The organism is Citricoccus parietis (assembly GCF_042433045.1).
Lineage (GTDB): Bacteria > Actinomycetota > Actinomycetes > Actinomycetales > Micrococcaceae > Citricoccus > Citricoccus parietis.
Genome location: NZ_JBHLWH010000039.1, coordinates 85,723 through 106,868 on the forward strand (window position 1 = coordinate 85,723; position 21,146 = coordinate 106,868).

General features: G+C 69.7%; 18 protein-coding genes. 13 read left to right on the plus strand and 5 right to left on the minus strand.

What is annotated here, in order from left to right; translation table 11 throughout:
- Positions 1-15: 15 nt before the first annotated feature.
- Positions 16-1,302, minus strand: a complete 1,287-nt coding sequence (locus ACFFIO_RS13480) for a methyltransferase domain-containing protein (RefSeq protein WP_378042554.1) — start codon at positions 1,300-1,302, stop codon at positions 16-18.
- 160 nt (positions 1,303-1,462) lie between these two features.
- On the opposite strand from ACFFIO_RS13480, the gene ACFFIO_RS13485 reads away from it, so the two are divergent.
- Both ACFFIO_RS13485 and ACFFIO_RS13490 read left to right on the plus strand, forming a co-directional pair.
- Positions 1,463-2,167, plus strand: a complete 705-nt coding sequence (locus ACFFIO_RS13485) for a fasciclin domain-containing protein (protein WP_378042556.1) — start codon at positions 1,463-1,465, stop codon at positions 2,165-2,167.
- Positions 2,168-2,388: 221 nt separating this feature from the next.
- A complete protein-coding gene (locus ACFFIO_RS13490) occupies positions 2,389-3,981 on the plus strand; it encodes a molybdopterin-dependent oxidoreductase (protein WP_378042558.1) in 1,593 nt (530 codons plus the stop codon).
- Positions 3,982-4,049: 68 nt separating this feature from the next.
- Here the strand turns inward: ACFFIO_RS13490 and ACFFIO_RS13495 are convergent, their stop codons facing one another.
- Together ACFFIO_RS13495 and ACFFIO_RS13500 are read right to left on the minus strand one after the other, a co-directional pair.
- Positions 4,050-4,649, minus strand: a complete 600-nt coding sequence (locus tag ACFFIO_RS13495) for a HEAT repeat domain-containing protein (protein WP_378042559.1) — start codon at positions 4,647-4,649, stop codon at positions 4,050-4,052.
- Entirely contained in the window at positions 4,649-5,668 is a 1,020-nt protein-coding gene (locus tag ACFFIO_RS13500) for an acyl-CoA thioesterase (protein ID WP_378042561.1), read from the minus strand. Before ACFFIO_RS13500 ends, ACFFIO_RS13495 begins: the two co-directional genes overlap by 1 nt.
- 115 nt (positions 5,669-5,783) lie before the next feature.
- Here ACFFIO_RS13500 and ACFFIO_RS13505 point away from each other — a divergent pair, with 115 nt between their 5' ends.
- Positions 5,784-6,734, plus strand: coding sequence for an acyl-CoA thioesterase (locus tag ACFFIO_RS13505; protein WP_378042563.1), 951 nt, complete (start codon positions 5,784-5,786; stop codon positions 6,732-6,734).
- Between the two features lie 79 nt (positions 6,735-6,813).
- Here the strand turns inward: ACFFIO_RS13505 and ACFFIO_RS13510 are convergent, their stop codons facing one another.
- A complete protein-coding gene (locus ACFFIO_RS13510; protein ID WP_378042564.1) occupies positions 6,814-7,290 on the minus strand; it encodes an SRPBCC domain-containing protein in 477 nt (158 codons plus the stop codon).
- A gap of 46 nt (positions 7,291-7,336) precedes the next feature.
- Between ACFFIO_RS13510 and ACFFIO_RS13515 the strand changes: the two genes are divergently transcribed.
- The 9 genes from ACFFIO_RS13515 (at position 7,337) to ACFFIO_RS13555 (ending at position 18,216) form a co-directional block, all read left to right on the plus strand.
- Positions 7,337-8,461 carry a DNA-3-methyladenine glycosylase family protein gene (locus ACFFIO_RS13515; protein WP_378042565.1) on the plus strand — a complete coding sequence of 375 codons (1,125 nt, stop codon included), beginning with the start codon at positions 7,337-7,339 and terminating at the stop codon, positions 8,459-8,461.
- Positions 8,458-9,399: an MBL fold metallo-hydrolase gene (locus ACFFIO_RS13520; RefSeq protein WP_378042566.1), complete on the plus strand. Its 942-nt coding sequence runs from the start codon at positions 8,458-8,460 to the stop codon at positions 9,397-9,399. The genes ACFFIO_RS13515 and ACFFIO_RS13520 overlap by 4 nt, the downstream gene beginning before the upstream one ends.
- Positions 9,400-9,433: 34 nt before the next feature.
- Positions 9,434-10,297 (plus strand): MerR family transcriptional regulator, encoded by an 864-nt coding sequence (locus ACFFIO_RS13525; protein WP_378042568.1) that lies wholly within the window; start codon positions 9,434-9,436, stop codon positions 10,295-10,297.
- A 249-nt stretch (positions 10,298-10,546) separates the two neighbouring features.
- Complete coding sequence (locus tag ACFFIO_RS13530; RefSeq protein ID WP_378042570.1) at positions 10,547-12,304, plus strand: ABC transporter ATP-binding protein; 1,758 nt, start codon at positions 10,547-10,549, stop codon at positions 12,302-12,304.
- Entirely contained in the window at positions 12,301-14,502 is a 2,202-nt protein-coding gene (locus ACFFIO_RS13535; protein ID WP_378042572.1) for an ABC transporter ATP-binding protein, read from the plus strand. Before ACFFIO_RS13530 ends, ACFFIO_RS13535 begins: the two co-directional genes overlap by 4 nt.
- Before the next feature lie 60 nt (positions 14,503-14,562).
- Positions 14,563-15,534 carry a CPBP family glutamic-type intramembrane protease gene (locus tag ACFFIO_RS13540; protein WP_378042574.1) on the plus strand — a complete coding sequence of 324 codons (972 nt, stop codon included), beginning with the start codon at positions 14,563-14,565 and terminating at the stop codon, positions 15,532-15,534.
- Positions 15,531-16,889: an MATE family efflux transporter gene (locus ACFFIO_RS13545; protein ID WP_378042576.1), complete on the plus strand. Its 1,359-nt coding sequence runs from the start codon at positions 15,531-15,533 to the stop codon at positions 16,887-16,889. The genes ACFFIO_RS13540 and ACFFIO_RS13545 overlap by 4 nt, the downstream gene beginning before the upstream one ends.
- A 23-nt stretch (positions 16,890-16,912) precedes the next feature.
- Positions 16,913-17,512 carry a hypothetical protein gene (locus tag ACFFIO_RS13550; RefSeq protein ID WP_378042577.1) on the plus strand — a complete coding sequence of 200 codons (600 nt, stop codon included), beginning with the start codon at positions 16,913-16,915 and terminating at the stop codon, positions 17,510-17,512.
- Positions 17,513-17,682: 170 nt separating this feature from the next.
- Positions 17,683-18,216 (plus strand): hypothetical protein, encoded by a 534-nt coding sequence (locus ACFFIO_RS13555; RefSeq protein ID WP_378042579.1) that lies wholly within the window; start codon positions 17,683-17,685, stop codon positions 18,214-18,216.
- Between the two features lie 91 nt (positions 18,217-18,307).
- On the opposite strand, the gene ACFFIO_RS13560 is transcribed toward ACFFIO_RS13555, so the two are convergent.
- A complete protein-coding gene (locus ACFFIO_RS13560; protein ID WP_378042581.1) occupies positions 18,308-19,036 on the minus strand; it encodes a CGNR zinc finger domain-containing protein in 729 nt (242 codons plus the stop codon).
- Positions 19,037-19,345: 309 nt separating this feature from the next.
- On the opposite strand from ACFFIO_RS13560, the gene ACFFIO_RS13565 reads away from it, so the two are divergent.
- Entirely contained in the window at positions 19,346-21,001 is a 1,656-nt protein-coding gene (locus ACFFIO_RS13565; protein WP_378042582.1) for a thiamine pyrophosphate-dependent enzyme, read from the plus strand.
- Positions 21,002-21,146 lie beyond the last annotated feature (145 nt).

Here is a 21,146-nt window from a genome sequence, read left to right on the forward strand (position 1 = left end):
TAGGAGGCCGGGCGGTCAGCGCCGTTCGAGGAGCATCAGGACCTCGTAGTGCTCGGTCTGCGGGAACATGTCCAGCAGCCGCGCCCGCACCGGACGGTAGCCGGGCAGATGCTCCAGGTCCCGTGCCAACGTGGTCGCGTTGCAGCTCGAGTACAGCACGTGCGGAATCCCGGAGGCCTCGATCCAGTCCGCCAGCTCGGAGCCGATGCCGCGCCGCGGCGGATTGACCACGACGGCGTCCGGCAGCTCCGCGGGCACCTCGCCGGCACCGGTGCCCACGGCCGGCTGCTCCTCCGGGGCGAGGTCGGGTGCGCGGTCCGGTGTCCGTCCCGTGGGGATCGCGGTGGCATCCCCGACGGCGAAGCGCACGCGGTCCTGCACGCCGAGCTCCCGCGCCGACACCTGGGCCGCGGCGACGGCGTCCGCGGACGTCTCGAGGCCCCAGACCGTGCGCTCGGTGCCGGCCGGGAGCGGGCCGGGCCGGCCGTCGTCGTGAGGGCGGACCTCGGCGAGCTGGAAGCCGAAGCCGCCCACGCCGCAGTACAGGTCCCAGACGCTGACGGCATCCGTGGTGTCCAGCCACTCGGAGGCCAGGGAGTAGAGGGTGGCCGCCATGGCGGTGTTGGTCTGGAAGAAGCCCTGGGGGCGCAGGTTCAGGGGGATGCCGTTGAGGCGCATCGTCAGCGTCTGCGCCCCGGCCAGGTGGATCTCCTCCGGGCCTTCGAGCAGGGCACGGTGCTCCGGAAGGAGGTTCGCGGTGACCACCTCGGTGTTCGGCAGGGCCGCCAGCAGGGCGGGGACCGCAGCACGGAGGGCCGGCAGCTGGTCCGTGGAACGCAGCACGAACCGGACCATCAGACCGCCGGAGGGGGAGAGGGTCATGATGACGTGCTTGAGCTCGCCGGTGCGCGTGCCGACGTTGTACGGGGCGAGTGCGGCAGCGGTGATGACCTCCGCGACCACGGGGAAGGCCGCCCCGAGGGCCGGTTCATAGAGGCCGCAGTCGCGCAGGTCCACACCGGTGCCGTCATGGTGCTTGGGGTGCTGGCGGGGATCGAGGATGCCGAGCCGGGGGTTCTCGGCCGTGCCCGTGACCACCATCTTGGCCTTGTTGCGGAAGCCGGACTCACGTGAGGGGACGGGATCCAGCCACAGCTCCGAGTCATCCGGGGCCCGGGTGCCGGCCACCGGATCCAGGAGGCGGCGGACGCCGGCCTGTTTCCGGTCCAATTGCTCCGCGTAGGGCACGCCCATCAGGGGGCAGGAACGGCACTCGCCGGCGTCGAAATGGGGGCATTGCATGGTGTCTCAAGGTTAGTGGCTGAAAAAAGTTCTGCCGATTCACCACCCGGACCCATCCGCCGGACGGGTGGCTCCGAATACTCCATGACAGCCCGCCCGGAAGACCGGGGGGAGGCACCAGTGGGACAGCACGTTCCACACACTTCAAGGAGTAGTCATCATGAAGACCACGATGCGTAACACCATGCTGGGACTGTTCGCTGTGACGGCCCTCGGACTGACCGCCTGTGGCGGCGCCGCAGACGAGCCGGCCTCCTCCTCGGCGGCCGCCTCGTCCGAATCCTCCATGTCTTCCTCGCCGTCCATGGAGGAGTCCATGGAGTCCGGTTCTGGATCTGCCAGCGCCTCGGAGTCCATGATGGATCCGGCCGCCAACCTGGTCGGCCCGGGCTGCGCCGCTTATGCCGAGGAGGTTCCTGACGGTGCCGGCTCGGTGGAGGGCATGGCCATGGACCCCGTGGCCGTGGCCGCCTCGAACAACCCCATGCTGACGACCCTCACCTCGGCGGTGTCCGGCGAGCTGAACCCGGACGTTGACCTGGTGGACACCCTGAACGGTGACGAGTTCACCGTGTTCGCCCCGGTGGACGACGCCTTCGCCGACATCCCCGAGGAAGACCTGAACGCCGTGGTGGAGGATGCCGACATGCTCTCCTCGGTGCTCACCTACCACGTGGTCCCCGGCCAGATCTCCCCGGATGAGATCGCCGGTACCCACACCACCGTGCAGGGCGAGGACCTCGAGGTGGCCGGCAGCGGTGACGAGCTGACCGTCAATGACGCCAATGTCATCTGCGGTGGCGTGCAGACCGCCAACGCGACCGTCTACCTGGTCGATTCCGTCCTGATGCCGGCCATGGACTGATCCTCCACCGGCTGAGCCGGTCCATTGACGGCGCGGAGGTGGCCGGTCCGGTACCGAAGGAGGTACGGGGCCGGCCACTTCCGCAACCGCCACTCTCCACCTCCGCCACTCTCCACCTCCGCCACTCTCCACCTCCGACACTGTCCACCTCTGCCGCCAGGCGCATCCGACGCCCAGGGCAATCGCCGCCAGGCGCAACCGACGAGAGAAGAACGATGGCCATGACGAGGCACGCTGAACCAGGCTCCGCCCGCGGCTGGCCCTTCGCCGCCTCCGGCGCCCTTGCCGCCGCCCTCCTGCTGGGCATCGCCGAGATCGCCTCTGCGCTGTTCTCCCCGGTGTCCTCACCCCTGGTGGCCGTGGGGGCGGCCTTCATCGACATCACACCCTCGTGGCTGAAGGACTTCGCGATCGACGTCTTCGGCACTGCGGACAAGCTCGTGCTGATGGTGTCCATGGGCGTGGTGGCCCTGGCCCTGGCCGCCGTCCTGGGTCTCATCGCCCGCCGCCGGCTGGCCCTGGCATCGGTGCTCTGTGCCGCCATCGCCGTCCTCCTGGGCGCGGCCGTCCTGAGTCGGCCGGCGTCGGGGTGGCTCGACCTGCTGCCCACCGTTCTCGGTGGTGTGGCTGGCATCGCGGCGCTGAACTGGCTCGTGCGGCTGGCGCATCGGCGCACCGTCCCGGTGGGCGCCGGCCCCGGCCCGGAGCCCACCGAGGATGGAGCGGCACCTCTCGCTCGGCCGGAGGCGGCACGGCGCACCTTCCTGATCGGCGCCGGCTTGACGGCGGTGGTGGCCGCGGCGACCATGGCCGGTGGCCGCGCCCTCTCCGCCGTCAGCACGGCCGCGGAGGCCACCCGTGACGCCTTGCGCCTGCCCGGGGCACGCCGCACGGCGGCTCCCCTGCCCCAAGGAGTGGGCGCACCAGCCCCCGGGATGCCACCGTTCGTCACCCCCAACGGCGACTTCTACCGCATCGACACGGCCTTGGCCGTCCCCCGGATCGACCCCTCCACCTGGGAACTGCGGGTGCACGGCATGGTCGAGGAGGAGTTCACCCTGAGCTTCGCCGAACTGCTGGAGCTGGACCTCCAGGAGAGCTGGGTGACCCTGACGTGCGTGTCCAACCCCGTGGGCGGGGACCTGGCCGGCAACGCCAAGTGGCTGGGGTTCCCGCTCCAGGACCTGTTGGCCCGGGCTCGGCCGCAGGAGGGTGCGGACATGGTGCTCTCGACCTCGGCTGACGGCTTCAGCGCCTCAACCCCCCTGGAGGTCCTGACCGACGGCCGGGACGCTTTGCTCGCGGTCGGCATGAACGGAGAGCCGCTCCCGCTGGAGCATGGCTTCCCGGTGCGGATGGTGGTGCCCGGACTGTACGGCTACGTCTCTGCCACCAAGTGGGTGGTGGACCTGGAGGTCACCCGCTTCGCGGACAAGACCGCCTACTGGACGGACCGTGGCTGGGCGGAACGCGGCCCCATCAAGCTGGCCTCGAGGATCGATGTCCCGCGGGGCTTCGAGGCGGTGCCGGCCGGCGCCACCGTCCTGGGCGGCACGGCCTGGTCCCAGACCATCGGCATCGACCGGGTCCAGGTGCAGGTGGATGACGGGGCGTGGGAGGACGCCACCCTGGCGGCCGAGGCCACCGTGGACACCTGGCGGCAGTGGTCCTTGGACTGGGAGGGCGAGCCCGGCAACCACAAGGCCCGGGTCCGCGCCGTGAACCGCGACGGCGAGGTGCAGACCGCAGAGCGCGCAGACACCGTGCCGGACGGCGCGAGCGGCTGGCATGAGGTCCAGTTCCGCGTCGAATAGCGGCCGGCCCGGCACGCAGTCCGGCGGGCAGTCGGTCTGTCAGTCCGGCCGTCAGCGCCGCCCTCGGCTCAGTACTCCGGTTCGGCGCGCAGGTCCGGCCGGTTGAAACGCTCGGCCAGGCGGTCCAGGGCGTCCTCGGCAGCAGAGGCCAGCACCGAATCGGGGTCCATGAGCAGACCCTGCAGGGCGGACGCGGTCGACTCCCCGCCGACCTCACCGAGGGCCTGTGCGGCGGCGCTACGGACCCGAGGATCCGGGTCGGACAACAGCGCTTCGACCGTCCGGGCCGCGGACACCAGACCCTCGGACCCATGGGCCGCGACGACCCGGCAGCAGGCCTGGCGCACCGCCGCGCTCTCGTCCGTGAGACCGGCCAGCACGGCGTCGGCGGCCCGCGGGTGCCAGTGGTGCACCAGCACACGGGCGCCCAGCATCCGGGGCAGGTGCGGGTCCAGGGCCAGTTCCGGGTCCAGGGTGTCGGCCTCGCCTCGGATCAGCGCGATGTCCGGATCCCCGGCATCCCCGGGGCGTGCCCGGCCGCTGAGCAGCCGCACGGCCCAGTCGGCCAGCTGGCGTCCACCCACGTGCTCGACGGCGGCCGTCACCATCGCGGTCTCCTCGCCCTCGGCAGGGCCCGGCAGGTTCACATCCCAGTAGCGGTCGGCCATCAGTGCTGCTCTCCTTCTTTCAGCAGGTGGTTGGGCAGCCGGTTCCCCGGGACCCTGCCGCGGATCTCCAGCAGGGTGCGGGCGTGCTGCCACAGCCTCCGGTCCTCCTCGCTCACCGGTTCCCACGCGGGGACGGGCAGGGAGGTCCCCGAGCTGTCCCGGGTCACCATGACGGTGATGCAGTTCGTGGTCTGGGCCAGCTCCTTCCCCTTCGGGTCCCCGGAGCGGACCTCGACGGCGATGTGCATGCCTTTGTTCCCCGTGTAGATCAGGCGGGCCTCCACCTCCACGAGATCCCCGATGTGCAGGGGGCGCAGGAAGCGGATGCCGCCGGAGAACACCGCCACGGTGTCCCGGCCGCAGTAGCGGGAGGAGCAGAGATAGGCCGCGGAGTCGATCCATTCCATGACGATCCCGCCGTGCACCTTGCCGCCCCAGTTCACGTCCGTGGGTTCAGCCAGGAAGCGCAGCACCACCTTCTCGGCGGTGCCGGCCTCGGTGTACTGCTGCCCGCGGAGCTCGGCCGAGATCTCGTCCCGGATCGGGATGCGGGACATGGCGTAGTCGCGGGCGAGCTGCTGCTCCAGGGTGCGGGGGACGAACTCCGGCACGGGCGTGGAGTGGCCCTCCGCGTCCACGGCCACGAAGATCACCAGGCAGCGGGCGCGTTCGGCGAGCTGGCCGGTCTTCGGGTCGCCCGAGCGGACCGACGTGTTGATGTGCAGGGAGGACCGGCCCGTGTAGAGGACGGTGGCGATGACCTCCACCATCTCGCCCACCTGCACCGGGTACTCGAAGTGGATGTTGCCCACATAGGCGGTCACGCAATAACTGCCGCTCCAGCCCGTGGCGGCGGCGAAGGCGGCCTTGTCCACCCATTCCAGCACCCGGCCGGCGTCCACCGTCCCGGCCTTGCCACGATCGGTGGGGGCCGCGAGGAAGCGCAGCGTGACCTCGTGCCGTCGGTCCGCCGGTGGCGTCAGCGGGGCGGGGGCAGCCGGCGTCGGCGAAATCTCCATCCCACCATTGTGGCCTGCGGCCGGGGCTGGGCGTTGGCTGTGGACTTGCCGGAAGTTTCCGCTGGGCGAGAATCCGGTGAACGTGGCGTCCGTCACGGGTGCTAGTTTCGGTGGTATGCCGACCCACAGTTCTGTCGCCCTGCAGTTCAGGGCCGAAGCCTACGACCACCCTGATGGCTCCGTGGATGCCGGCACTGTCATGACCTGGATCGACAAGACTGCTTACGCCTCCGCCGCCTCCTGGTCCGGGACCAACGTGGTCTCCTCCTATGTGGGCAACATGCACTTCGGTAACCCGGTGCCGGTGGAGACCCGCGTGGTGGTGCAGTCACGCGTGGTGCACACCGGCCGGACCTCGGTGCATGTGCAGACCCGGGTGGTGCTGCCGGAGATCAAGGATGCCGACGGCAAGTCCACGGTGTGCACCGAGTGCGTCATGGTCTATGTGGCAGTGGATGCGCAGGGCAACTCCATCCCTGTCCGCCCCTGGGAGCCAGACACCCCGGAGGAGCTCGAGCGGGAGCGCCTGGCCAAACTGCGCGGCACGGTTCGCCGTGAGGTGGAGGAGGCCATGATCGAGGCCCCGCCGCCCGCCGGTGAACTGACCAGCGAATCCGTGATCATGAGGTTCGTGGCCCATACCCGTGAGGTGTACCCCGGGGAGAAGGTCCAAGGTGGCACCGTCATGCGGTGGATCGACGAGGCGGCCAACGTCTGCGCCGCCCGGTGGTCCGGGCTGCCCGTGGTCGCCGTCTTCGCCGGCGGCGTGCGCTTCTACCAGCCCGTACGCGTGGGCGACCTCGTGGAACTGGAGGCCCGGCTCGTGCACACCGGCCCGCGGTCCATGCACCTGTCCGTCCGCGCCCGCGCCGGGGACCGGCGTGAACGTGAACCGATGCTGATCGCCCACGGGCTGACGGTGATGGTGTCCGCCGGAGCGGACCGCAAGGCCCTGCCCGTCAAGCAGTGGACCGCCGTGAGCGAGCAGGACCAGGTCCTGGAGCGGCGCGCCCTCGAGCTCGTGGGGCTTCGCAACAAGGCCGCCCACGAATGGGCCGGCGGCTGACGGGGGAGGGCTGCTCTGCGGTTGAGGGCCGGGTGAAGACCGAGCGCCGTTGACAGGCGAAGAGTCACGCGACGGGGGCTCAGGTGTAGAACCCATCCCGCAGGTTGATCCCGTGTTCCACCCAGGCCTTCATGGCTGCCAGCATCCCGGTCCAGCCCATGCAATTGCCGAACGCGTTGCGCGCACCGTCCTGGGTGGGATGCCAGGAGGACTCCGTGATCGAGACCAGCGTGCGCGTGTCCCCGTCCAGCGGGGAGAACGTGAACGTCACCGTGGTCATCCCGGACTCGTCCACGGCCGACTCGCCGTCCCACCGCAGCACGATCCGTTGCGGCGTAGCGGCCTCGACCACCTCGACCGGGAATGCCCCGGGGAAGTCGGCGAAGTCCCACGTCACCTCGGCGCCGGTCTCCAGCCGGCCCCGTGCTCCGCCGGTGGTGAAGTACTGCGAGAGCCGGCCCGGGTCCGCCACGGCCTCATAGGTCTCCACCACCGGCCTGGCGATCCGCCCGGTCTCGGTGAAGGACAGCTCGGTGAGGTCCGCTGGCTCTGTCATGCGGTGAAGATACCGCCTCCGCCCGGCGTGGCGATAGGGTCCACGCATGGACGTCTCCCCGGTCGAACTCGAGGTCGAGGTGCCCGTCACCGCGCCGTACGACGCCCCCGGCATCTTCCGCTTCCTGGCCGCCCGCGCCGTCGCGGGTGTCGAGGCCGCCGACCTGACGCGGCCCGAGGATCTCCGGTACGCCCGCACCCTGACACTGCCAGGTGGTCCGGCCGCGGTCCTGGTCTCCGCCACCCGGAACCGGAACCGGAACCGGAGCTGGAGCCTGTGGGTGAGGCTGCACCTGGCCTCAGCCGCAGACCAGGGCCCCGCGCTCGCCGCCCTCCGGGTCCTGTTCGATGCGGACGCCGATCCCGCCGAGACGGATGGCCTGTTGGCCACCGATCCCGCACTGGCTCCCCTCGTGCAGAGCACCCCGGGCATCAGGATCCCGGGCACCGTAGATCCTCACGAACTCGTGGTCCGGGCGCTCGTAGGCCAGCAGATCTCGGTCGCTGCCGCCCGCACGCATCTCGGGCGGCTGGCCGGGGCCCTGGGCACCCCCTACTCCCCTCCCGGACGTCCACCCGGCCTCCCACTCGGCCCTCCTCCACGCCTCCCACCCGGTCTTACGCCCGGCCCGCCGCAGGGGCATCCGCCACGCGGCCGTCCGGATGAGGACTCGCTCTTCGGCTCACTGCACCGGCACTTCCCGACGGCGGCCCAGATCGCCTCCGGCGTGCCCGAACCGGTCTCCGGTGAGAGGCCCGACCCCGAGCGCCCCTTGAGGCTGCCGGGCCAGGCCGTGGGGGCCGTCGTCGGGACGTGCCGCGCCCTGGCTGACGGTGAACTGGCCGTGCACGCGGCTGCTGAACCGGAGGTGCTGCGCCGGGAGCTGCTGGCCCGGCCGCGCATCGGGCCGTGGACCGCGGCCTACGTGGCGATGCGTGTGCTGAGGGATCCCGATGCCTGGCTCGAAGGGGATGTGGCGCTCGTGGCCGGAGCCAAGGCCGCGGGTCTGCTGGATCCGGATCTCGCCACGCGAACTGCCCACCGCGCCCTGGCCGTGCGGGCCGCCGACTGGTCACCCTGGCGGTCCTATGCCGCCCTGCACCTCTGGCAGCTGGCGGGCCGACGCGCCACCATGGGACGGGACGCCCGACCACCAAGGAGTGCCCCATGACGGACCCCAACCCCGCCGCGATCGACCCGGACACGACCGACCACGCCGAGATCGACCACGCGGCCTGGGACGGTCTCGTCCTGTGCGCCACCTGCGGGGTCGAGCAGGAAGACGCCCGGTCTGATGCCCTGACTGATGCCCTGCCGGCGGCCTGCGCCATCTGCGCGGACGATCGGCAGTGGGTTCCGGCTGACGGCCAGCGCTGGACCACGGTGGGTGAGCTCCGCGCGTCGGGTGCGGGCACTGAGGTGGCCGAGCTGGAACCGAACCTGTGGGCCGTGCGGGTGAGCGGCGGCGTCGGGATCGGCCAGCACGCCAAGATCCTGGTCACCGAGGCCGGGAACCTCATGGTGGACGTCCCCGCGTACATCGACCGCGCCGCCGTGGACGCCGTGATGCGGCTGGGCGGGCTGGCCGGGATCATCGCCTCCCACCCGCACATGTACGGTGCCCAGTCCGCCTGGGCCGAGGCCTGTGGAGGAGCGGACGGTCCGGTGCCGGTCTACATCTCCGAGCCCGACGCCGGCTGGCTGGCCCGGCGGCCGGCGAACACCATCGTCTGGTCCGATTCCCTGACGCCGCTGCCAGGACTGCCCGGCTCGCCCGCCGTGACCGCCTCCCAGCCCGGCGGCCACTTCCCCGGGAGTGTGGTGGTGCACTTCACCGGCCAGGACGGCGTCGGCGTGCTGCTGGCCGGCGACACCGTGGGCGTGGCCCGGGACCGGAAGTGGGCCACGTTCATGCGCTCGTTCCCGAACTACCTGCCGCTGTCCGGGGCCGTGGCTGAGCGGATCGCCGGGCACCTGGACCGGTACGACTACGAGCGGCTCTATGACAACTTCTCCGGGGTCATCGCCTCCGAGGCCTCCGCGGTGGTGCACCGGTCCGCGCGGCGGCATGCGGACTGGGCCGAGGGGCGGATGGACCACCTGACTTGACCCTGACGCCACGTGAGGCTGTTCAGTAGGAGCCATGAAGAACGAGAAGCAGCGGACGCGGCCCGGAGCCCATCCGGAGATCGCCCTGATGACGGTGGGGGAGACCGCCTCCGTCACCGGCGTCACCGTGCGCACCCTGCACCACTATGACGAGATCGGGCTGGTCTCCCCGGCCGCCCGCTCCTCGGCGGGCTACCGGCTCTACGCCCCCGCCGACCTCGAGCGCCTGCAGCAGGTGGTCGCCTACCGGCGGCTGGGACTGGGGCTGGAGGACATCGCCGCCGCACTCGAGGAGGGGCCCGTGCGCGACGACGGCGCGCACCCGGGTGCGCGGGGCACCCGGCCCGCCGGCCGGCGTCGTGCCCTGGAACGCCAGCGCGAGCTGGTGGAGGAGAAGATCACCGAACTCACGCGGCTGCTGGCCGCGTTGGACACTGCATTGGAGAAGGACATGAAGGACATCGACCTGAACGAGGACGAGATGCGCGAGCTCTTCGGGGACTCCTACACGGAGCACTTCGAGGAGTACCAGGCCGAGGCCGAGGACCGCTGGGGCCAGACCGACGCCTGGAAGGAGTCCCAACGCCGGACGGCGGCGTACACGCAGGAGGACTGGGCCACGATCAGCGCTGAGACGGAGGAGAACAACCAGCTGATCCTGGACGCGATGGACGCCGGTCTGCCGGCCGACTCGGAGCAGGCCATGGCCGCGGCCGAGGCCATGCGCGTGCACATGGACCACTGGTTCTTCCCGATCGACGGAGAGTTCCATCGGAACCTCGGAGACATGTACGTGCAGGATCCCCGGTTCATGAAGACCTATGAGGACCTGCGGCCCGGACTCGCGCAGTATCTCCGAGACGCCATCCACGCCAATGCGGACCGGATGGCGCGGTAGTCCGCCGCCCACCACCGGGACCTGCGGGCGGGTTCTCCGAAACTGCTCAGAAGGGTTCACTGTCAGCAGAGAAGCGCCCATTCCCCGCGATAATCAGGCATGATAACGGTGGACCATTTTCGGCCCCCTGATCCCGCAGCCCACACCTTCTCGGTCACAGCGGCATTCCTGCGCCCGGAAGCGGTCCCCATCATCAACATCCCTCCTGCCTGATCGGCAGGTGGGCGGAACGATCCGGAAGCGAAACCCATGCTGTGGAAACTCGTCCGGCATTACGGCAAGCCCTACTGGGCCCAGGTCGTGGCCGTCCTGGTGCTCCAGCTGGCCGCCACCATGGCCACGCTGTACCTGCCCAGTCTCAACGCTGACATCATCGACAACGGCATTGCCACCGGTGACACCGAGTACATCTGGCGCGTGGGCGCCGTCATGCTGGCCGTCGCCCTGGCCCAGGTCATCACGGCCATCGCGGCGGTCTGGTTCGGTGCGCGCATGTCCATGTCGATCGGCCGGGACATCCGCCAGGCCATCTACACCCGAGTGGATCACTTCTCCGCCGAGGAGATGGGCCGCTTCGGTGCCCCCACCCTGATCACCCGCGGCACCAATGACGTGCAACAGGTGCAGATGGTCGTGCTGATGGCCCTGAACTTCATGGTGATGGTCCCGATCATGTCCATCGGCGGCATCGTGATGGCCATCCAGGAGGACCCGGGCCTGTCCTGGCTCGTGTGGGTGTCCGTTCCCGTGCTGCTGCTGATCGTGGGCGTGCTGGTGCGGCGGCTGATGCCGCTGTTCGAGCGGATGCAGACCAACATCGACGACGTCAACGGCGTGATGCGCGAGCAGATCATGGGTATCCGCGTGGTGCGGGCCTTCGTGCGGGAGCGCCACGAGACCGGACGCTTCACGGACGCCAACGCGACGCTGACCAAGACCTCCGTGAACATCGGCCGGCTGTTCATCCTGATGGGTCCGCTCATCACCATGGTCCTGCACCTGGCCACCGCCGCAGTGCTGTGGTTCGGCGGCCACCGCGTGGACGACGGCCTCGTGGAGGTCGGCGCCCTGACCGCGTTCATGCAGTACCTGCTGCAGATCCTCATGGCCGTCATGATGGGCACGTTCATGTTCATGATGTTCCCGCGGGCGATCATCACCGCCCGCCGCATCGGCGAAGTGCTCACCACCACCGGTTCCGTCCAGGAGCCGGAGTACTCCATCGAGCCGCAGAGCAAGGACGGCACGGTCGAGTTCCGCAACGTGTCCTTCGCCTACCCGGGGGCCGAGGCGCCCATCGTGGACGGCGTCTCCTTCACCGCCGAGGCCGGCCAGACCACCGCGATCATCGGCTCCACCGGCTCCGGCAAGACCACCCTGATCAACCTCGTCCCCCGGCTCTACGACTCCACCGGGGGCACCGTGCTGATCGACGGCGTGCCGGTGGCGGAGATGTCCCGGGCCTCCCTCACCGAAGCCGTGGGGTTCGTCCCCCAGAAGCCGTTCCTGTTCTCCGGTTCCGTGGCGGACAACCTCCGCTTCGGCAAGCCGGATGCCTCCGAGCAGGAGCTCTGGGCCGCCCTGGACACCGCCCAGGCCACCGAGTTCGTCCGGGACCGGACCACCGGCGAGGGGGAGGGCGCCGCGACCGGACTCGACTCGGCCATCTCGCAGGGCGGCACCAACGTCTCCGGCGGCCAGCGCCAGCGACTCTGCATCGCCCGGGCCCTGGTGGCGAAGCCCCGCATCTACCTGTTCGACGACTCATTCTCCGCCCTGGACGTCACCACGGACGCACGCCTGCGGGCTGCCCTGACCGGCTACACCGAGGGTGCCACCACGATCATGGTGGCCCAGCGCGTCTCCAGCATCACCGAGGCGGACCAGATCATCGTGCTCGAGGAGGGCCGGGTCGTCGGCCGCGGCACCCACCAGGAACTCCTGGGCACCTCGAAGACCTACCGGGAGATCGTGGATTCCCAGATCAGCGCGGAGGAAGTGGCATGAGCACGGGCGAGAGCAACAACAGCACCCGGTCCAGCCAGCGAACCGGCCGTCCGGAGGACCTCTTCCCGGAGGTCCAGCGCCCCGCGTACCGGTCCACCGCCTTCCGGCCCACCGCTTCAGGGGCCGCGAAGGACGACGGCGCCGCGGCCGGCGTCGTGTCCGAGCAGGAGATCGCCGAGCTGCAGGACAGTGTGGGTACCGGCGAGTGGGGCGAAGGCTCCGCGCCGCGCAAGGCCAAGACCTTCTGGCCGTCACTCGGGCGGCTCTTCAGCACCCTGAAGGACCACAAGTTCGGGGTGGTGATGGTGTTCATCTTCGGCGCCATCTCGACCATCCTGACGGTCTGGGCCCCGGCCATTCTGGGCCAGGCCATGGACGTGATCTTCGACGGCTGGTTGGGCGACGGCATCGACTTCACCACGCTCTCGCGGATGCTGGCGATCGTGCTGGGCATGTACGTGGTGGCGTCCCTGTTCGACTGGCTCCAGGGCTTCGTGCTCAACGAGATCGTGATGCGCGTGGTCTACCGGATCCGCCAGCAGATCGAGGCCAAGGTCAACCGACTGCCCCTGAGCTACTTCGACACGCGCCAGCGCGGGGACCTGCTGTCCCGGACCACCAATGACGTGGACAACGTGCAGACCGCCATGCAGCAGGCCTTCGCGTCCCTGTTCTACGCGGTCATGACCATCGTCGGCATCACCATCATGATGTTCGTGCTGTCCTGGCAACTGGCGTTGATCGCCCTGATCGCCCTGCCGATCGCCGGCGTGGTGGTGGGCATCATCGGCTCGAAGTCGCAGAAGCTGTTCACCGCCCAGTGGAAGAACACCGGGCGGCTCAACGGGCACATCGAGGAGTCCTTCACCGGGCACGAGCTGGTGACCGTGTTCGGCCGCCAGGAGTCCATGCGAGAGCGCTTCGACGAGCGGAACGAGGACCTCTACGAGGCCTCCTTCCGGGCCCAGTTCTACTCCGGCATGATCATGCCGATCATGCAGTGGGTGACGTACCTGGGCTATGTGGGCATCGCCGTGGTCGGCGGCCTGCGGGTGGCCACCGGGCAGATGTCCCTGGGCCAGGTCACCGCGTTCATCCAGTACTCCCGCGAGTTCAACGCCCCGCTGGGTGAGATGGCGGGTATGGCGAACATGCTCATCTCCGGCGTGGCCTCGGCCGAGCGGATCTTCGAGCTGCTGGACGCCGACGAGCAGGAGGAGGACCTCTCCGATCAGGCCGACTACGGCACCCTGGATCCGGACGGCAAGCAGCCCGGCCAGCTGGCCCAGCCCGTGCACGGCCGGGTGGAGTTCGACCACGTGCAGTTCTCCTACACCCCGGAGAAACCGCTCATCACGGACCTGTCCCTGGACGCGCATCCCGGGGAGACCGTTGCCATCGTCGGCCCCACCGGGGCGGGCAAGACCACCCTGGTCAACCTCATCATGCGGTTCTACGAGATCGACGGCGGCCAGATCCGGCTCGACGGCGTGGACATCGCCACCCTGGACCGCGGGGTGCTCCGCGGCCAGATCGGCATGGTGCTGCAGGATGCGGTGCTCTTCGGCGGAACCATCCGGGAGAACATCCGCTACGGCCGGCTCGACGCCACGGATGAGGAAGTGGTGGCCGCGGCGAAGGCGACCTTCGTGGACCGCTTCGTGCACACGCTGCCGGACGGCTATGACACGGTGATCGAGGCCGAGGGTGCCAACATCTCCGCCGGTGAGCGCCAGCTCATCACGATCGCCCGCGCCTTCCTCGCCGATCCCGCGCTGCTGATCCTGGACGAGGCCACCTCCTCCGTGGACACCCGCACCGAGGTGCTCGTCCAGGAGGCCATGGCGGCCCTGCGCTCGGACCGGACGTCCTTCGTGATCGCGCACCGGCTGTCCACCATCCGCGATGCGGACGTGATCCTGGTGATGGAGCACGGGGACATCGTGGAACAGGGCTCGCACGAGCAGCTGCTCGCCGCCGAGGGCGCCTACTACCGGCTGTACATGTCCCAGTTCACCCAGGGCGTGGACCTGGATGCGGAGGAGGCGGCGGTGTCCGTGGGCACCGGCGCCATCCCGGTCGTCGGGGAATCAACGGTCGAGGAGAACCTCGCCACGGGGGCCGTCCCCGTGGTGGAACCGGCGCAGCACCGTCCCGAGTCCACCGGGGGCGTGACGGGTCCTCCCGCCGGCCGGTAACCGGCTGCGCCAGCAGAAGGCCGTGTTGGGGGCACCGGTCGGCGTGGATAGCATGGGCGCATGACCGATGACCCGCGGCAGGCACCGCAGCACGAGCCACACCGCCCCGCCGACGGTCACGGGTCCTCACCCCAGGGCCAGCCGACCATCCCGGCTGGCTGGCCGAAGCGGGGCCGGGACTACGGCCGGCCGCAGCAGGGCCCGCTCCAGCCCGCCGGGGCCGGCGTCGCTTCCCACGGTGCCGGCCCGGGCTCCATCCCCCCGGGGTGGCCCGGCCGCCGCCCGCAGGACCGGATCGTCCTCGACCCGGGCAAGCCCACGTGGATGGACCTGGTCACGGTGCTGGCCTACCTGATCATCTTCATCCTGGGCGCAGCCGTGCTGGTGACGTTCATCCCGGGCTTCCGGGAGCAGTTCACGGAGCCGGACGGCACTCTCAACGAGGGCTCGTTCACGTTCAGCATCAACCTGATCTCCTACTCGGTCCTCACCGTCCTGGCGCTGATCGCGTGCTGGAAGCCGTTCATCGCCTCGTTCCGCACGTTCAAGCAGTACGGGTGGCTCAAGATCGGCCTCATCCCGGTGATCTGGTTCGTGTGCATCATGGTCAACGCCCTCGTGGTGATGGCCGCGGGCCAGCCCATCAAGAGTGCCAACCAGCTGGCCATCGAGGAGATGACCACCCAGGTCGCGTTCCTGCCCATGGTGCTGGTGACGGTGTTCATGGCGCCGTTCGTGGAGGAGTACATCTTCCGGCACCTGATGATCGGCAAGCTCTCCCGCTGGATCAACGTGTGGGTCTGCGTGGTGATCTCCATGGTGCTCTTCGCCCTGATCCACTTCCTCAGCACCGGCTTCAACTTCGACCCCGTCCAGGTCATCCCGTACCTGACGCTCGCCGCCGCCATCACAGTGGCCTATGTCCTGACCGGCAAGTCACTGGCCTATGCCACGATCCTGCACGTGTTCAACAACCTCATCTCCATCGTCGTGGCGTACACGCTCCTGCCCCTGCTGCCCGAGGGCATGTGACCGCAGCACCCCGGGATGCCCGCCCGATCTCCCGGCAGATCCTGGCCCTCGCCGTCCCGGCGTTCGGCGCCCTGCTGGCCGAGCCGATGTTCCTGCTCGCGGACACCGCGATCATCGGCCACCTGGGCGTGGCCGAGCTGGCCGGCGTCGGGGTCGGCACCACGGTGCTGCACACCGTCACCGGGCTGATGATCTTCCTGGCGTATTCCACGACGCCGGCCGTGTCCCGGTTCCTGGGCGCCGGCAACCTGGGCGCGGCGATGGACCGCGGGCGGGACGGAGTGTGGCTGGCGCTGCTGCTCGGCACCGTCCTGGCGGTGGCGGGCTGGGTGACGGCTCCGACGCTGGCCGGGCTGATCGGCGCCGACGGGGCGGTGCAGGACCATGCGGTGGCCTACCTGCAGTGGTCCATGCCGGGGATCCCGGCGATGCTCGGCGTGCTGGCCGCCACCGGCATCCTGCGGGGGCTGCTGGACACGAAGACCCCGCTGATCGTGGCCGGGGTGGGCTTCGCCGCGAACATCGGGCTGAACTTCGTGCTGGTCTACGGCGCGGGCCTCGGGGTGGCCGGCTCCGCGATGGGCACCTCCGCCGTGCAGTGGGCCATGTTCGCGGTCTACCTGGCCGTGCTGTACCCCCGGTTCCGCCGCGCCGGCACCCACCTGGCCCCGTCCGGGTCCGGCATGCGCGCCACCGCGCAGGTGGGCTCCTGGCTGCTGTTGCGCACCGCCACGCTCCGGGCCGCCATCCTCTTCACGGTGGTGGCGGCCACCGGTCTCGGCACGGCCACGCTCGCCGCACACCAGCTCGTCTTCACGGTCTACTCGACCCTGGCCTTCGCCCTGGACGCCCTCGCCATCGCCGCCCAGGCCCTCATCGGCCGGGAGCTCGGGGCCGGCCGGAAGGCGGAGGCCCGCGCCCTGACCAGCACCATGGTCCGCTGGTCGCTGTGGTTCGGCGTGATCACCGGGGCGCTGCTGGCCGTCCTGGCGTGGGTGCTGCCGCCGCTGTTCACCCCGGAGCCCGCCGTCCAGGCCGCCGCGACCGCCGGGCTGCTGGTCCTAGCCGCCTCCCAGCCGCTGAGCGGTTACGTCTTCGTCCTGGACGGGGTGCTGATCGGTGCCGGCGATGCCCGCTATCTGGCGCTGGCCGGCGTCGTGAACCTGGCGGTGTACCTGCCGGCGCTCACCGGGCTCGGGTGGCTCGCCACCGGCGCCGGAACCGGTCAGGCGCCCGCTTCCGGAGCCCAACTGGCGCTGCTGTGGGCCGGTTTCGCGGGGGTCTTCATGGGAGCCCGCGCGCTCACCCTCGGGCTGCGGGCACGCTCGGATGCGTGGATGCGGACTGGCGGTTGACGGCGCCCACCTAGAATGGTCGGGTGCCTGCAGCAAAAGCCCCCGCCGAGACCGCCGCGATCCTGTGGAAGCCGATCCTGATCCGCGCGTTGATCGCCGCGATCTTCGGCCTGACCACCGTCTTCCTTCAAGATCCCGGCCTGCCCGTGTTGAAGTACGGCCTGGCGGCCTACTTCGTGTTCTCCGGTTCCGGGCTGTGGGAGTACCTGCGCCGGGATCCGGTGCCGGAGAAGATGCGCGGACCGCTCTCGATCGCCGCGGCCGTCTTCATGGTCGGTGCCATCGCCCTGCTGTTCGCCGGGACCGAGTTCGTGGCGGGGATCATCGCCGCAGTCGCCCTCATCGGCTCAGGCCTGGCCGAGTTCGTGGCCTGGCTGCAGTACCGCACGGTCTTCGTGCCGGCCCGCGACCAGTTGTACACGGGCGCGGTGGGCATGCTGTCCGGCGTCGGGCTGCTGTTGTTCCTCCACCTGGACGCGCACGGCCTGCTCGGAATCGTGGGCGGCGGGGCCATCATCATCGCGGTGCTCCTCGCCATCTCCGGCTTCGGCTTCCGGCACGACGCCGGCCCGGCCGCGCTGGCCGCCCAGAAGGACGAGGGCCCGCGCGCCCCGCGCAGCTGACCGGACGCGCTCCACAGAGCGGTCATTCGGGGCGGTCGGCCCCGTTCTCTACAACGCGTAGAATGAAAGGGTGCGTCCCGGCCCGAGGCCGACGCGCCACCACACTTTGAGCTGGTCAGGCCCGTTTCTCTCGAATCCGGCCCGGCCACCCGCAGTACAGGAGATGGTCAGTGAGCACGCCCAGCGCCGGTCAGCAGCCCGAGACGCCTCGTCCCGGTGACGCCCGGCCGGGTCGCGCCCCGGAGCAGGCCACAGGGAAGCCGGCGGGGACGGCGTCAGCCGGACGGTCGGAGACGTCGGCCGCCCAGCCAGCCGCGCCGGCCCAGCAGAAGGCAGGGTTCCTGCAGTCCATCAAGGGGCCACTGTGGTTCTCCTTCGTCCTGGCCCTGGTGGGCGGGGCGGTGGCCACGATGACCGCTTCCGGAGGCTCGGACAACCCGCTGCGGATCGACCTCGGGTTGATCGCCTTCGGGATCTTCTTCATCGTCTCCCTCGTGGTCGTGGCGATGCTCCAGCTGGCCGCCAAGGACAACCCCAAGCACCTCTCCCAGGGCTCGGGCGTGCACCGCTCCTCCGAGGAACTGCACCGGCAGTCCGTCGCCCGGCGCAAGGCCGAGGCCCAGCGCAAGCGGGATGCGGCACGCCAGGGCGAGCAGTCCGACGACGGTGACCAGCCCGGCGCAGGCGAGCCACAGGGGTCCTGAACCGTCAGTAGTGGAAGGTGTCCGAGGGCACCGGGGCGTGATCGTCCTCGATGTCCAATACCACGATGTCCCGGGTGGGGACGTGACGAGCCTACTTCTTCTTCTTGCCCTTCTTGGGTTTCTTCTTCCCGGGCTTGTCCTTCTTCTCCGGCGAGTCCTCCAGTGAACCGTGCTCCGAGGACATCTCGTCCGATTCGGCCTCGTAGTCCGCGTGGTCTCCGTCGTCTGAGAGTTCACCATGGTCCGGGAATTCTGCAGCTCGCCGGGCACGGTAGGCCTTGACGTGGGCGCGGTTGGCGCAGTTGGCCTCGTCGCAGAACTGCTTGGAACGGTTGCGTGTCAGGTCCACGAAGGCGTTGGTGCAGTCCTCTCCGGAGCAGGTCCGCAGCCGTGTCAGCTCGCCTGCCAGGGCCACCTCGGCCAGCGCCAGGGCCAGAGAGGTGGAGAGGGTCTTCTCCGGGACGTCAGTGTCCTGCCCGGCAGCCAGCACCGCGGGAGTGCGGGCCGTGGCCGGTTCGGGTGCGATCACGTGCACGGGACCCGCCGAGGCCAAAAGGTGGTTGACGCCCTCGAGGGCGGCATCGATGTCCAGGGCATGGGCGTCCTGCCAGATGCCCGCGACGGCGGCGCGCAGCTTGCGGACGGAACGCAGGGTGGCGCTGGAGGGATCCTCGTCGAAGTTCCAGCCGGGCAGGGCTGCGGGGAGCTCTGCCGGCTGGTCGAGCCGCTCGGGCAGGAGGCGACCGCCGCGGGGACCGGGGGCCGTGTTGGCAAGCGTCGCGGCCTGGGCCAGGCGACTGGTGGTGGTTGCTGAGAACATAGTGCGTTTCGTCCTTTTGAGGCTGTCCGGAATTCGGGGATGAATACTTCGGACGGTGACAGCACTGTACGTCTGCTTGGGGGTGCTGATCAGGCGGCTGGCCCTGAAACGCGTAGTGGACAGGAACTCAACAGATCGCGTTCAGGGAAGACCACGTGCTCGGTGCGGACGACACATCCTGCCACAGCGCGGGGTGGGGCCCTGGAGCTGGGGTACTTTGTACAAAGTTTGACCTGCGCGCCGCCCGAGGACCATCTCGGGCCGCGGAGTCGGCATGTCCGGCACCGCCCACAGTCCAAGGAGTACTGCATGAGCACTGAACAGACCACGGCTACCACGAAGTCGGCCGGACACGTCATCGTCGACACCCTCGAGGCGCACGGCGTCAAGCGGATCTATTCCATCCCGGGTGAGAGCTACCTCGATGTGCTGGACGGCCTGCACCACTCATCCATCGAGAACATCATCTGCCGCCACGAGGGCGGTGCCGCGTACATGGCCGAGGCCGACGGCAAGATGAACTCCGTTCCGGGCATTGCCATGGTGACACGCGGCCCCGGTGCCGCCAACGCGCACGTAGGCCTGCACACGGCCTGGCAGGACTCGACCGCGATGGTCCTGTTCGTGGGCCTGATCCCGTTCGAGCACCGCGGGAAGGAGGCCTTCCAGGAGTTCGACCCGCAGATGTGGTTCGAATCCGGCGCCAAGCGCGTGATGACCCTGGACCATGCCAGCCGTGCCTCCGAGATCGTGGCCGAGGCCATGTTCGCCGCCACGTCCGGCCGTCCCGGGCCGGTGATCGTGGGCCTGCACGAGGACATCATCAAGGAGCAGATCAGCCCCGAACTGCACCCGAACATCCCGGTGGCCACCGGCGGCATGACCGTGGAGGACTGGAAGGCCCTGAACGAGGCGCTGCAGGAGTCCGACAAGCCGCTGTTCATCACCGGCGGCAACGATTGGACCACCGAGGGCGCCGAGGCCCTGACGACCTGGCTCGAGGAGCACAACATCCCCGCGGCGGCCGAATGGCGCACCGAGGGCACCGTGCCGTTCACCTCCCCGTCCTATGTGGGCCCGATCGGCTACGGCCGTCCCAAGCCGACCTATGACCTGCTCGAGGAGACCGACCTCATCGTCTTCGTGGGCACCGTCCCCGGTGACGTGGTCACGGACGGCTTCACCATCCGTCAGAACTGGGACAGGAAGAACTTCCTCGTCACCATCGATCCCTCGCTGCGCGGCCGCTCCGGCCCCGTGTCCCACCAGATCGTGGCCAAGCCGGACGTGTTCGTGCGGGACCTCGTCCGCATGGACCTGGCCGTTAAGGACTCGTGGAAGGAATGGACCTCCCGCATGCGCGGCGAGCAGGAGAAGTTCGCCGCCCTGCCGTCCGCCGAGCCGGCCGAGGGCCAGGCCCGCATGGACACCCTCATGGCCAACCTGGTGCAGTCGTTGCCCGAGGACGCCATGATCACCCTGGGCGCCGGTGAGCACACCAACTGGGCCCACCGTTACTTCCCAACCAATTCCTATGCCGCCATGGTCTCGGCCCGCAACGGCTCCATGGGCTATTCGGTGCCCTCCGCCGTGGCCGCGTCCCTGAACTACCCGGGCCGCCGCGTGGTGACCATCGCCGGTGACGGCGAGTTCCTCATGAACGGCCAGGAACTGGCCACCGCCGCCCAGTACGGCGCCACCCCGCTGGTGGTCGTGATGGACAACCAGGAGTACGGCACGATCCGCACCCACCAGGAGCGGGACTACCCCAACCGGGTCTCCGGCACGCAGCTGAAGAACCCGGACTTCGCGAAGATGGCCGAGGCCTTCGGCGGTTTCGGCGTGCGCGTGGAGAAGGACGTCGACGTCCCGGCCGCCGTCGAGGCCGCCATCAAGGCGATCGACGAGGAGGGCACGTTCGCGCTCATCCACCTGATCGTGGACCAGCGGGTCAAGGCCTACTGACCCGCTGCGCTGGACTCAGCACGGAGGCCGCCCCGTCCGGGGGCGGCCTCCGTGCGTGTACGCCCGGCATGGGCATTCGCTTGGAGGTGAAAGTCCTCTGGAGGTGAAGGTGGTTTAACTCCTAGCTGATGGCAACTGCGTCACC

What these genes read in the sequence shown, in the direction of transcription:
- ACFFIO_RS13500 (WP_378042561.1), bottom strand. Translation starts at nt 5,668, where the DNA reads ATGGAGATTTCGCCGACGCCGGCTGCCCCCGCCCCGCTGACGCCACCG.
- ACFFIO_RS13565 (WP_378042582.1), top strand. Translation starts at nt 19,346, where the DNA reads ATGAGCACTGAACAGACCACGGCTACCACGAAGTCGGCCGGACACGTC.
- ACFFIO_RS13495 (WP_378042559.1), bottom strand. Translation starts at nt 4,649, where the DNA reads ATGGCCGACCGCTACTGGGATGTGAACCTGCCGGGCCCTGCCGAGGGC.
- ACFFIO_RS13510 (WP_378042564.1), bottom strand. Translation starts at nt 7,290, where the DNA reads ATGACAGAGCCAGCGGACCTCACCGAGCTGTCCTTCACCGAGACCGGG.
- ACFFIO_RS13540 (WP_378042574.1), top strand. Translation starts at nt 14,563, where the DNA reads ATGACCGATGACCCGCGGCAGGCACCGCAGCACGAGCCACACCGCCCC.
- ACFFIO_RS13535 (WP_378042572.1), top strand. Translation starts at nt 12,301, where the DNA reads ATGAGCACGGGCGAGAGCAACAACAGCACCCGGTCCAGCCAGCGAACC.
- ACFFIO_RS13515 (WP_378042565.1), top strand. Translation starts at nt 7,337, where the DNA reads ATGGACGTCTCCCCGGTCGAACTCGAGGTCGAGGTGCCCGTCACCGCG.
- ACFFIO_RS13560 (WP_378042581.1), bottom strand. Translation starts at nt 19,036, where the DNA reads ATGTTCTCAGCAACCACCACCAGTCGCCTGGCCCAGGCCGCGACGCTT.
- ACFFIO_RS13490 (WP_378042558.1), top strand. Translation starts at nt 2,389, where the DNA reads ATGACGAGGCACGCTGAACCAGGCTCCGCCCGCGGCTGGCCCTTCGCC.
- ACFFIO_RS13485 (WP_378042556.1), top strand. Translation starts at nt 1,463, where the DNA reads ATGAAGACCACGATGCGTAACACCATGCTGGGACTGTTCGCTGTGACG.
- ACFFIO_RS13480 (WP_378042554.1), bottom strand. Translation starts at nt 1,302, where the DNA reads ATGCAATGCCCCCATTTCGACGCCGGCGAGTGCCGTTCCTGCCCCCTG.
- ACFFIO_RS13520 (WP_378042566.1), top strand. Translation starts at nt 8,458, where the DNA reads ATGACGGACCCCAACCCCGCCGCGATCGACCCGGACACGACCGACCAC.
- ACFFIO_RS13525 (WP_378042568.1), top strand. Translation starts at nt 9,434, where the DNA reads ATGAAGAACGAGAAGCAGCGGACGCGGCCCGGAGCCCATCCGGAGATC.
- ACFFIO_RS13530 (WP_378042570.1), top strand. Translation starts at nt 10,547, where the DNA reads ATGCTGTGGAAACTCGTCCGGCATTACGGCAAGCCCTACTGGGCCCAG.
- ACFFIO_RS13505 (WP_378042563.1), top strand. Translation starts at nt 5,784, where the DNA reads ATGCCGACCCACAGTTCTGTCGCCCTGCAGTTCAGGGCCGAAGCCTAC.